The organism is Cyclobacterium sediminis (assembly GCF_054781075.1).
This window is the reverse complement of the sequence record NZ_BAAGVC010000002.1, coordinates 211,413-223,857: the sequence shown is the minus strand read 5'-3', so window position 1 is coordinate 223,857 and position 12,445 is coordinate 211,413. Positions and strand designations below refer to the sequence as shown.

10 protein-coding genes are annotated in these 12,445 nt (G+C 39.3%); 9 read left to right on the top strand and 1 reads right to left on the bottom strand.

The window, feature by feature from the left end; translation table 11 throughout:
- Positions 1–6 precede the first annotated feature (6 nt).
- The gene (locus tag ACYVHJ_RS01505; RefSeq protein ID WP_460511919.1) at positions 7–417 is read left to right on the top strand and encodes a hypothetical protein; all 411 of its coding nucleotides are present in this window, start codon (positions 7–9) and stop codon (positions 415–417) included.
- Here the strand turns inward: ACYVHJ_RS01505 and ACYVHJ_RS01500 are convergent.
- Entirely contained in the window at positions 412–1,035 is a 624-nt protein-coding gene (locus ACYVHJ_RS01500) for a histidine phosphatase family protein (protein WP_460511917.1), read from the bottom strand. The two genes, ACYVHJ_RS01505 and ACYVHJ_RS01500, sit on opposite strands and share 6 nt — an antisense overlap.
- 53 nt (positions 1,036–1,088) lie before the next feature.
- Here ACYVHJ_RS01500 and ACYVHJ_RS01495 point away from each other — a divergent pair, with 53 nt between their 5' ends.
- From ACYVHJ_RS01495 to ACYVHJ_RS01460, 8 genes are all read left to right on the top strand, one after another.
- A complete protein-coding gene (locus ACYVHJ_RS01495; protein ID WP_460511915.1) occupies positions 1,089–1,508 on the top strand; it encodes a hotdog family protein in 420 nt (139 codons plus the stop codon).
- 5 nt (positions 1,509–1,513) lie between these two features.
- Complete coding sequence (locus ACYVHJ_RS01490; RefSeq protein WP_460511913.1) at positions 1,514–2,722, top strand: chorismate-binding protein; 1,209 nt, start codon at positions 1,514–1,516, stop codon at positions 2,720–2,722.
- A 2-nt stretch (positions 2,723–2,724) separates the two neighbouring features.
- A complete protein-coding gene (gene menD / locus ACYVHJ_RS01485; protein ID WP_460511911.1) occupies positions 2,725–4,407 on the top strand; it encodes a 2-succinyl-5-enolpyruvyl-6-hydroxy-3-cyclohexene-1-carboxylic-acid synthase in 1,683 nt (560 codons plus the stop codon).
- A 267-nt stretch (positions 4,408–4,674) separates the two neighbouring features.
- On the top strand, positions 4,675–5,556 hold the full coding sequence (locus ACYVHJ_RS01480; protein ID WP_460511909.1) for an inositol oxygenase family protein: 882 nt from the start codon (positions 4,675–4,677) through the stop codon (positions 5,554–5,556).
- A 71-nt stretch (positions 5,557–5,627) separates the two neighbouring features.
- Positions 5,628–7,202 (top strand): SLC5 family protein, encoded by a 1,575-nt coding sequence (locus tag ACYVHJ_RS01475; protein WP_460511907.1) that lies wholly within the window; start codon positions 5,628–5,630, stop codon positions 7,200–7,202.
- 286 nt (positions 7,203–7,488) lie between these two features.
- The gene (locus ACYVHJ_RS01470; RefSeq protein WP_460511905.1) at positions 7,489–7,824 is read left to right on the top strand and encodes a hypothetical protein; all 336 of its coding nucleotides are present in this window, start codon (positions 7,489–7,491) and stop codon (positions 7,822–7,824) included.
- Between the two features lie 167 nt (positions 7,825–7,991).
- Positions 7,992–9,215, top strand: coding sequence for an efflux RND transporter periplasmic adaptor subunit (locus ACYVHJ_RS01465; protein ID WP_460511903.1), 1,224 nt, complete (start codon positions 7,992–7,994; stop codon positions 9,213–9,215).
- 19 nt (positions 9,216–9,234) lie between these two features.
- Positions 9,235–12,405 (top strand): efflux RND transporter permease subunit, encoded by a 3,171-nt coding sequence (locus ACYVHJ_RS01460; protein ID WP_460511901.1) that lies wholly within the window; start codon positions 9,235–9,237, stop codon positions 12,403–12,405.
- The last annotated feature ends 40 nt before the right edge of the window (positions 12,406–12,445 follow it).

Below are 12,445 nucleotides of genomic sequence, written 5' to 3'. Positions count from 1 at the left end.
GATTCTATGAAAAAGGTATTTTTGTTTTTTCTGGCATTTATGATCGGGGTTCTTTCTTTTGGAAAAGAGAGATCGGACAAAACCTTCTTGATTATTTTTGATAAGACTGAGCTAGCACACCATGAAGCCAGTTTAGGTCTCATGGAATTGAATATTTCCAGCATTTTTGATACCAAACTATACACCGGCAACTCTGAGACAGCATTAATTGTAACGGTTCCATTTGCTGATTGGACAGTCTGTGATATGGGGCAGTCCATTGTAAAAGTTTCTGACAACAAAGAGCTACCTTTAGAACAAATCGCTTTTAGGATCATTGACATGGAGGCGAGTAAAAAGAACTTCAAATCCCTCCTTAGTGAAACCAAAGAAAACCAAGAGATGGTCAATAACCCGCTAATAAAACTTAACTTATAATGCTTTCATCGTTAATGGTGAAGGGTGGTAGCTGTCCAAATAGACCTTTCCATCTTCCTTTACTTCCAATAAGTAGCAACAGAGATTTTCATGTCTGAACACGTCCATATACCTTAGATCATAACCCAGCACTACGGTCATTAATATCCTAATGGCCCTACCATGCATGCACACAAGAATATTCTCTCCTCCGGTTTTAAGGATATGATCAAAAGCACGTTTTAATCTAATGGCCACCTGTTTTGGCGATTCCCCTCCTTCAATTTTAAAATCCAGCTCTCCTGTAGACCACCTTTGGAGCATATTTACATAATATTGGTTTTCCTCCTGATCCATAGGCAAGCCTTCATAATTTCCCCAAGATATCTCATTCAAATCCACCAGCTGTTCCTGGTAAATTTCCGACTTTAAAAAGTGAGCAATAGATTGCTTTGTTCGTATGAGTCCTGAATGATAAATATGGTCAAAAGGAACATTTTTAAAATTCTCATAAAATGCAGCAGCTTGTTTTTTACCGGTGGCATTGATCGGGGCATCGATACCACTTCCTTGTACAACACCTTTCAGGTTGTAATCTGTTTGTCCATGCCTTACTACATATATTTTTTTAGTGCTCAAGATTCCTTAATTTTGGTTCAAGGTTCAAAGAAAAAAATTTTATCCCACATAACATGGTATTTAGTAAAAAACCCGACCTTGATTTTATAAATCAAATGGGAAAGGACAATATGCCCGGCTTTCTGGAAATTAATTTCACAGCAATTGGTGACGATTTCCTCGAAGCAGAAATGCCTGTAAACAATAAAACCAAACAACCCATGGGTTTGTTACATGGTGGGGCAAATGTGGTGCTGGCAGAAACCTTAGGTTCAATTGCTGCAATACTTACCCTAAACTTAGACACCCATTATGCGGTAGGACTGGAAATAAATGCCAATCACCTTAGAGCGGTGAAGGAGGGAAAGGTACTTGGGAGAGCTACTCCTCTGCACATTGGGAGAAAAACCCAGGTTTGGGAAATTAAAATTACTGATAACCAAGGGAAGCTCTCCTGCATTAGCCGAATCACCATGGCTATATTACAGAAGTAAATTTTATGGAAGTCACCAATACTAAAATAAGCACATCAAAGGAACATCTTATTTCTTCCCTTTTTATTAATGCTTTAAGAAAAAATGCTGCCATAGCAGTTTGGAGAAAACCTACTACATCTAAAATTGAAATCATTATAGATGATGACCAAAAAGGGGTCGAAGAAAACCTAAAAGACTTGGATGATCTTCCTCCGGGTTTTATGGTTCATCCCTTCCAAACCTCAGCGGTTCACGCACCTATTTATATCAAGGCAGGAAGTTATAATGCCATCCATCTGGATGGTAAAAATCGAAATGAAGAACAACGTAATATTATTTCAGAATTTGAACATACCGATACTAGAATACTCGCCTCTGAAATAAGAAAATTTATCAGCAATACGCCAAGCAAGGCCAATACCTCCTCCACCTCCAAAAAGGCATTTTTAGGTACGGTTGAAAAAGCAATTGCTGCCATTAAGTCAGGGAATCTATATAAGGTAGTTCCGGCCAAGATCAAATGCATTGATCTGCCTGCCAATTTCGACCTGGCTTCGGTTTTTCTTTCCCTTTGCGAAGCTTATCCCAATGCCTTTATCAATTGTTTTTATAGTGAAAAAACGGGGCTGTATATCGGTGCCAGTCCTGAAACTTTGATTAGAACCAAGGGGGATGAATTCTTCACTATGGCTTTGGCCGGTACGCAGAAAGCAAAAGGGGAAAACCCGTTAAAGAATGCAGCCTGGACCCAAAAGGAGATAGAAGAACAGGCTTTGGTCAGTCGGTACATTGTAGACTGCTTTAAAAAGATTCGATTAAGGGAATACAAAGAAATTGGCCCGAAAACCACCGTAGCGGGAGGGCTACTGCACCTCAAATCTGAATTTTTGGTAGACATGAAAGCGACAAATTTTCCCCAACTTGGAAGTGTGATGCTTGACTTATTGCATCCAACCTCAGCCATCTGCGGCATGCCTAAAAACCAGGCACTTGAGTTTTTAGAATCGGAAGAATCATTTGATCGTGCTTATTTCTCCGGATTTATCGGGCCTGTAAATATGGATGAAGAAACTACTTTGTATGTCAATCTCAGATGCGCCAAATTGGCCAATAAAAAAACATGGCTATATGCCGGAGCGGGAATAACCGAAGACTCAGTACCGGAAAAAGAATGGGAAGAGACAGAAATGAAATGTAATATAATAGGCCAGTTTATACAAACCATAAAATAATTTTGATACTTCCGCACCTTACCTACCTAGCTTCTATCTGCGCCAATAAGGGTGTTACTGAAGCGATCCTATCTCCGGGTTCACGCTGTGCTCCAGTTTCCTTGGCTTTTATTAGACATCCAGATATCCATTGCAGAATTATTCCCGATGAACGTTCTGCCGCATTCATTGCGATGGGCATGGCCCAACAGAGAAACAAGCCCGTAGTCTTAATCTGTACCAGTGGCTCAGCCGCATTGAATTACGGACCGGCCATTGCAGAGGCTTATTACCAGCAAATCCCCCTATTGGTGCTGACTGCGGATAGACCGGCGGAATGGATAGAACAATGGGATGGGCAGACCATTCGGCAGGAAAACATCTATGGACATCATATCAAAAACAGCTATACCTTCCCGGATGAAGTATCTCACCCGGACAAATTATGGCATGCCAAAAGGATAGTAAAAGAAGCCCTTATTCAAGCAGAGGATTTCCCTATGGGGCCGGTTCATATCAATATTCCTTTAAGAGAGCCTTTTTATCCACAAGCAAATGAAGCATACCCTTTCGAGCTTACCGACCTTGAAGTCGATTTAGATCTGCACCTATCTAACTCCCAACTCAGAGAAGAAAGTGTAGTTCAATTAAACTCAGAACTAAAAAAGATTCAAAAAGTATTGATCATCCCGGGCCAACAGCGTCCTGACTGTGAGATTAAAAATTTACTAAAGTCTATTGCTGAGAACCACCAAGCTGTGGTAGTTACTGATGCCATCAGCAATATGGCTCAGGAGGCTACAATCAAACACCATGACTTACTATTACTCAATCAATCAGAACAAATGGTTCCGGAGCTCATTATAAGCTTTGGAAAATCCATTGTTTCAAAGGCCTTAAAATTGTTTTTAAGAAAACAGAAAATTGCCCACTGGCACATTCAACAACATGATCAGGTTCCTGATACTTATCAAAATTTGAATCAAATCATTAGGCTAAAGCCGAAAACATTTTTGGAATTCTTTCAAAAAGAAGCCAACAAGTTGGAGGCTTCTTTTGAAAATGAATGGCTGAAAAAAAACGAAGTTGTCAAAACAAAATTACCGACCTTACTTGACCGGGCCCCATTTGGGGAGTTGAATGCATTAGAGAAAATACTAAAAGCGCTACCGGCTTATGTAAAGCTACATATCGCCAATAGCATGGCCATTAGAAATGTAAACTTTTTAGGTCTAGGTGGAGATGATCTTGAAATTATTTGCAATAGGGGGACAAGTGGAATTGATGGATCAAATAGTACGGCTGTAGGATGCACATTTACTACTAAAGAGCCGGTGGTGCTACTTACCGGAGACATGGCTTTCTTTTATGACAGAAATGCATTTTGGCACCAATACAATTTGCCTAACCTACGGGTCATTCTTTTTAATAACCAGGGAGGTGGGATCTTCCGAATGATCGATGGACCTTCTAAATTGCCCGAATTGGATGAATATTTTGAAACCAAACAAAAACTGGATGGTAAAAATTTGGCGGATGAATTTAACTTCCAATACCAGCTTGTAAAAAGTATGGATGGGCTTCAATCCGGACTGCAAACATTTTTTGACAAATCCCTAAATCCCAAATTACTGGAAATAAAGTGTGACAGTGAAACCAATACCAATACCCTTAAAATGATAAAAGAAGCATTGCTGCTAAAATAAGCAACAGCTCAGCATTGTAAATGGAGATTATTTCTTTTAACGCCCAGTGCAATCATGGTCTGCACTGATTGAGAGGGCTATTATGCCTGTTGACCTGAGCTTTCAAATGTTTATTTTAATAAAGTAAAGCGGAACTAAGCGCTTACTTTACGAATGAACCTATATACTTGCTAAATTTTAATAATTTTTAGCTTGAAAATTTGATTTTAGAACAAACATTCATTTGTTTTTTATAAATTTAACGCATTGATAATAAACCTCTAATTCATGGGACAGGAATTAACAAGTAAAGAAAATAATCCCCTTGACAATATAGAAGACTGGGAGGCTGATTTAAAAGTAAGGTATCCAAAGCCTAAAGCCGAAGAATCCAAGGAAAAATCTGATTACCGCAATTACCATGACTCCGAAAGGGTAGATACGGTCAAGGAATTTTATCGCCTCAATCACCTATACCAAACAGTCGATTTTGTAAAGGAAAAACAGGCGGAATTTCTCAATTTCGATAAAAAAGAAATGCCATTTTGGGAGGCCATTGATTACCTCAACACCTTGGTGGATGATTCTGATCCGGACACAAGTTTGGATCAACTGCAACACTTGCTCCAAACATCGGAAGCCATACGAGCAGATGGACATCCTGATTGGTTTGTGCTAACCGGATTTATTCATGATTTTGGAAAAATACTCTGCTTGTTTGGAGAACCACAGTGGGCAGTTGTAGGAGATACATTCCCAGTAGGTTGTCAACATTCAGACAAAATTGTTTACCCTGAATTTTTCGAAGCAAACCCAGACAGCAATGACGGAAGGTACAATACCAAATATGGTATTTACGAAAAAAACACCGGGCTAGACAATGTCAATATGTCTTGGGGTCACGATGAGTATTTATACCAAATGATGAAAGATCACCTTCCGGAACCGGCCTTATACATGATTAGGTACCATTCTTTTTATGCCCAACACAGGGAGAATGCGTATGATCATTTGATGAATGATCATGACAGGGAAATGTTTAAGTGGGTGGATAAATTCAATCCCTATGACTTGTATTCTAAAGTCCCTGTACCACCGGATGCAAAAGCTTTGCGGCCCTATTATGAAGATTTGGTAGCAAAGTATCTTCCTGCGACCTTAAAGTTTTAAACACTACTAGCTAATAAACCCAACCTTGATTGCTGTCCGTAAAAAACCGGGCAGCAATTTAACTTTATACTATGCTCACTGCTTTAACCTTTTTAGGATTTACATTATTTGTTGCAATTTTTTCATGGTACAAATTAAGGAAAGATGACATCAGCTCAAGAGATGGCTATTTCCTAGGAGGTAGATCCCTAACGGGAGGAGTAATTGCAGGCTCCATGATATTGACCAATATCTCTACGGAGCACCTGATCGGACTTAATGGATCTGCCTATAAAAATGGGATGATTATCATCGCCTGGGAAGTTACCAGTGCCATAGCATTGGTTATTGCAGCCTTGTACTTTTTACCCATTTACCTGAAAATGGGCTTGACCACCATCCCTCAATACCTTGAACAAAGGTATGACGGAACCACAAAAACCATTGTCGCTTTTTTATTGATGGTGTCCTTTGTCGTCACCTTGCTCCCCATAGTATTGTATACAGGAGCCATTAATTTGGAGAGCATATTTAATGTTTCTGAGGTGTTTAATGTAAGTCAATCTGAAGGGATTTGGATTACTGTCGTAACCATTGGGGTCATTGGTTCCATATATGCCATTTTTGGGGGCCTAAAAGCTGTGGCTTTATCAGATTCCATCAATGCCATTGGCCTATTGATTGGTGGACTGTTGGTTCCAATCTTTGCACTCTGGGATATAGGGGATGGCAATATTATCACAGGTATGTCCAAAGTATATGCGTACGCTCCTGAGAAATTTAATGTCATCGGAAAAGAAGATTCAGTCCTTCCATTCAGCACCATTTTCACAGGACTTATGATCAACCAATTGTATTTCTGGGGGATGAATCAAACCATTATTCAGCGTGCCTTTGGTGCTAAAAACATGGCAGAAGCCCAAAAAGGCTTATTGTTTACCGGAATGATGAAAATTTTCATTCCATTGATTATTGTAATCCCGGGAATAATCGCCTACTATTATTATAGTGACCAATATTATGACAATCAGGACTTTATCTATCCTGTTTTATTAACACGTGTGATGCCGCTTGGTTTGCTAGGGTTTTTCGCTGCGGTAGTGCTGGGAGCAATATTAAGTACCTTTAATAGTGTTTTAAATTCTGCTGCGACTATATTTAGCCTTGACATTTACAAAAAGATTATAGACAAAAAATCTAGTGACAAAAAATTAGTCTATGTAGGTCGTTTAAGCTCCCTTACCTTGGCGGTATTTGCCATCTTAATTGCCCCACTTGTGGGGAATGCTCCTGAAGGGCTTTATCAACTGATGCAACAATTGAATGGCATCTTTTTTATTCCTATTGCCTCCATTTTAATTGCCGGTTTTTTTATACCAAAAATCACTGCTAATGGCGCCAAGGTTGGCTTATTCACAGGTTTGTCTTTTTATTTGTTGACCACTTTTATATTTGATTCAGGGATTCATTTTATTCATATTTGGGCCATAGAATTTATCATTAATCTTTTGGTCATGTATGCTGTCAGCCATTACTTTCCCGGAAAGCCCAACACTTTTGTCAAAAAAACTCCGGTATTAGAAATGAAGCCTTGGAAATATGCCAAGCCAGTGTCCTTGGGCCTATGTGTCATTACTATCTTAATTTACATCTGGTTAGGTAGCTGAAAATTTAGGGTATTTTAGTAGGCTTGGCTAGGAATAGTAAGCGTGGGAAAAGTTTGTTTTTCTCGAAAAGTCTTACGAATTGACAGTGCTCAGAATGTACGTTTTTTCTAAACTAATTCTGAATTTATTGGGCATTAGAAAATTTAAAATTATTGTTTAATAAATCTTAAAACATGGGTTTTAATTGTATTAAGGCCTAGTTTGCTTTTGTAAGCGGTCAGTCTATTCAATATTTTTTTTCTATTTTTGTGCTGTGAATTTTGGCAAATATAAAATAGGGGCATTTTTGACTAGAGTGGTATTGACCAATTTATTGGCTATCTTTTTAATTAGTCTTTCTGTTGCAGAAGGAGAAAAGGCCATGTACAATTTCCCCTCGCCAGACTTTGAAATTGGAATGTTGGATTATGATTATTTGGATTTCCCAACCTCTTTGACCAGAGCATTCACCAATTACTCTCCCCAAAAAAACGCTTTATTACCCACTTTTTATTTGAAGGCAAATGATTTCAAAAGCCTGATAATAACTTCATTAAATATTCCCAAAAAAATCTGTACATCGACTTCACTCAGGCAACTGAAACGAATCATCTCTTTGGTGATTTGTAAAAATGCACCTTGAGTTAAGTTCAAACTGTATATTTTAGTTTTAAAAGCAAAAATGTATGGGTAATTGTCAGCATACACCCCTTAATAATCCGGTAAATAGGTCTTATAAGCATTGCTAAGGCTGTCTTACCATAAAATCTTAGTATCAATTTATTGTAATTTTAACTTTATTTAAAAGAAATGTTAAACACAAACCAATGGTTCAGGTCTTCCTTTTTGGAATACCGAACAATCATCACATTGCTTTATTTGGCAGGGATTGCTTTCACATCCGTGTCATGTAGTGAGGGAAACGGAAAAGGCAAAAAGAATGCTGAAGTATTGGAAGTTCCGGTCTTTACTTTGTCTCCCAAAAGCATCGAAGTGCCCCAAACCTATGTTTGCGACCTTCAGGCCATCCAGTTTGTTGAAGTTAGATCTAAGGTGGAAGGATTTGTTGAAAACATTTATGTAGATGAAGGGCAAAGCGTAAAAAAGGGCCAACCATTGTTTCAGTTGTCCTCAGCAGAATACAATGAATTGGTAAATTCCGCTCAAGCCAAATTGATGCAAGCCAAAGCAGAAGAAAAATCTGCCAGCCTGGAAGTGGAAAGGCTTAAAGTGCTTGTAGACAAAAAAATCTATTCCCAATCTGAGTTAGAGTTGGCCCAGTCCAAAAAAGAGATGGCTCAATCAGCGATTTTGGAAGCACAATCTATGCTAAAAAATGCTCAAGTTGGCTTGTCTTATACTACTGTTAAGGCTCCGTTTGACGGGATTGTTGATAGAATCCCCTATAAGACCGGTAGCCTTGTAAAAAGTGGTGACTTATTGACCAACATCACAGATATTAGTGAAATTTTCGCTTATTACAGAATCACAGAGAATGAATACCTTGAGTTCATGAGAGGTGAATTAGACAAGGAGTCAGATGATGAGGAAATGAATCAGCAGGTTACAGAAACCTTGCAAAAAGAACAGGAAGAAATTTCTTTGATTATGTCTGATGGTGTGGTTTATCCTTATAAAGGAAAACTAGAAACCATGGAAGCAGATTTTGAACAAGGTACAGGTTCCATTGCCTTAAGGGTAAGATTTCCAAACCCTGATCAACTGATCAAGCATGGTGCTAGTGGTAAAGTACAAATGAAAAGTATGCTTAATGATGTTTACCTTATACCCCAAAAATCTACTTTTGAGATTCAAGAATACAACTATGTATATTTGGTAGACAGTGAAAATAAAGTCAATGTCCGTAGTTTCCGTCCCCTGGGAAGGCATGGGTTATTTTATATCGCTCAAGACTTCAGCCCCAATGACAAAGTTGTTCTAGAAGGTATACAGTTATTGAAAGATGATGCAACCGTCAAAACAAATCCTGTTGGAGAAGAAGAAATTTACAAATCCTTGGACATCAACCTGTAAAGGTTAAAAATATTTTCACATGTTTGATTTATTTATAAAAAGGCCTATCCTTTCTACGGTGATCTCAATTTTGATCACTTTGCTAGGATTATTAGCCCTGCTGGGATTACCAGTTACACAATTCCCGGAAATTGTTCCTCCCTCCGTTACTGTAACCTCACAATATCGAGGTGCAAATGCGGAAGTGGTTACCAAAGCTGTTACCACCCCACTCGAAAGAGCCATTAATGGGGTGCCGGGAATGACGTATATGTCTTCAGTAAACACCAATGATGGTGTTTCTGTCATCACTGTGTTTTTTAATGTAGGTACAGATCCTGACCAGGCAGCTGTAAACGTTCAAAACAGAGTGGCCACAGTGGTAGATGAACTTCCTGAAGAAGTTATTCGTGCAGGTGTAATGACCGAGAAAGAAGTAAACTCTATGTTGCTTTACCTCAACCTTATTACCTCAGACACCACTCAGGATGAAAAGTTTGTTTATAATTTTGCAGACATTAATATCCTTTCAGAATTAAAGCGGATTGATGGTGTAGGTAGGGCTGAAATTATGGGTAACAGGGATTATGCCATGAGAATTTGGCTAAACCCGGATAGAATGGTTGCTTACAACTTAACCCCACAGGATATCAGCGACGCCATACAAAGTCAAAACGTAGAAGCAGCACCGGGAAAATCAGGGATTAGCTCTGATAGGGATCCCCAGGCTTTACAGTATGTATTGAAATATACCGGTAAATTTAATCGTCAAGAGGATTACGAAAATATAACACTAAAAGCACTTCCTGATGGATCTTTGTTAAAAATTCGAGATGTTGCTGAAGTGGAGTTTGATTCTGAAGATTACAATATGGTATCCATGACAGATGGACAACCTTCTGCATCCATTATGATCAAGCAAAGACCGGGTTCCAATGCCAGAGAGGTAATTCAAAACATCAAAGATAAAATGGCAGAACTTGAGGAATCTTCTTTTCCTCCGGGCATGTCTTATAATATTTCCTATGATGTATCTCGATTCTTGGATGCTTCCATATCTGAAGTGGTTAAAACATTAATTGAAGCCTTCTTGCTGGTATCTTTTGTGGTTTTTATCTTCTTACAAGATTGGAGATCTACACTTATACCCGCCATTGCGGTACCTGTATCTCTTGTCGGTACCTTCTTTTTCATGAGTCTATTTGGCTTTTCCATCAACATGCTTACCCTATTCGCAATGGTATTGGCAATTGGTATAGTGGTGGATAATGCCATTGTGGTGGTGGAAGCGGTGCACGTTAAAATGCATCAGGATGGAATGAATGCCCAAGATGCCACATTTGCCGCAATGAAGGAAATTGGTGGGGCTATTATTGCCATTACACTGGTAATGTCCGCAGTGTTTGTCCCGGTAAGTTTCCTTTCCGGTCCGGTAGGTATTTTCTATAGACAATTTTCCTTAACCCTGGCCATCGCCATCGTAATCTCAGGTATCAATGCACTTACCTTATCCCCGGCCTTGTGTAGTATTTTACTTAAGCCTGTTCATCATGAAGGCAAGAAAAACCTCATTAGCAGGTTCTTTGTAAAATTCAATGAAAAATACGATGCATTCTCTGGTAAATATGCCGGTCTAATTGGTAAAACTGCAGGAAGAAAAACCATTACTTTTGGGCTTTTACTTTTGTTCTTCTTCCTGACCTATGGAATGACACAAATCTTACCATCAGGCTTTATCCCAAATGAAGATCAGGGGATGATCTATGTCAATGTGACCACTCCTCCGGGTTCCACCATGGATAGGACACAGCAAATAATGGATGATGTGCAAGCTTCTATTTTACCGTTTGATGAAGTAGAGACTATTTCAACCCTTGCAGGATATAGCTTATTAACAGAAACGGCAGGTGCTTCTTACGGTATGGGGATGATTAACCTTGTGGCTTGGGAAAACCGGGAGGAAGATGTCAATCAGCTAATTGAAAAATACCAAGAAAGAACCGCTCACATTACAGGGGCAGCTATACAGTTTTTTGCTCCGCCTCCTGTTCCGGGTTTTGGTAATGCTTCAGGGTTTGAATTACAAATGCAAGACAGAACCGGTGGAGATTTAGCATTTACTGCTTCCACAGTTGAGGATTTTCTAAACGAAGTGAGGGCCAGGCCTGAGATTCAAGAGGTATTTACCAACTTTGACCCTTCTTTCCCTCAGTATATTTTAAGGGTAGATCATGATAAGGCTGCCAAACTTGGTGTAGACATTAGAGAATCCATGGCTACCCTACAGAGCTTTATTGGTAGTTATTACAGTTCCAATTTCATCCAATTTGGACAAATGTATAAGGTGATGCTTCAGGCCTCTCCTGAGTTCAGAACAAACCCTGAGTCACTCTTGAAAATGTACACCAAGAACAATCAAGGGGAGATGGTTCCTTATTCCAATTTTGTCAATTTGGAAAGAATATATGGACCGGAACAATTGACAAGGTACAATATGTTTATCTCAGCCATGATTAATGGAGATGCCGCCCCTGGCTATTCAAGTGGTGACGCCATCAGAGCGGTCGAAGAAACTGCTGTAGCAACCCTACCTAGGGGCTTCAATATAGATTGGTCAGGTATTACCAGAGAACAAATCGCCTCAGGTAATCAGGCGGTGTATATCTTTCTTATCTGTTTGGTTTTTGTTTACCTATTACTTTCAGCCCAGTATGAGAGCTATTTACTTCCGCTTCCGGTAATTTTATCCCTACCGGCAGGTATATTCGGTTCCTTCTTATTGTTACAAATTACCGGATTGGAAAACAATATCTATGCACAGGTATCCTTGGTCATGTTGATAGGGTTGTTGGGTAAAAATGCCATTCTAATCATTGAGATTGCGGTACAATCAAGAGAAAAAGGAATGGGTATTCTGGAATCCGGAGTACATGCCGCAGTAGAGAGGTTACGCCCTATTTTAATGACTTCTTTTGCCTTTATTAGTGGTCTAATTCCTCTGGCTTTGGCCAGTGGAGCCGGAGCAATTGGTAACCGAACCATTGGTACAGCAGCTGCAGGTGGTATGTTCATTGGTACTTTTGTAGGGATTATTTTAATTCCTGGTTTGTATGTGGCTTTTGAATCCCTTTCGGCATATCTAAATAATAAGCCGGATAAAGCCCCTGTTGCCGAAAAGGTGATCAACTCTACTGATCTTAAGACATCCTAAGGAAGGGACGATGGCCGGATTAATTCCTGCCATCGTTTCT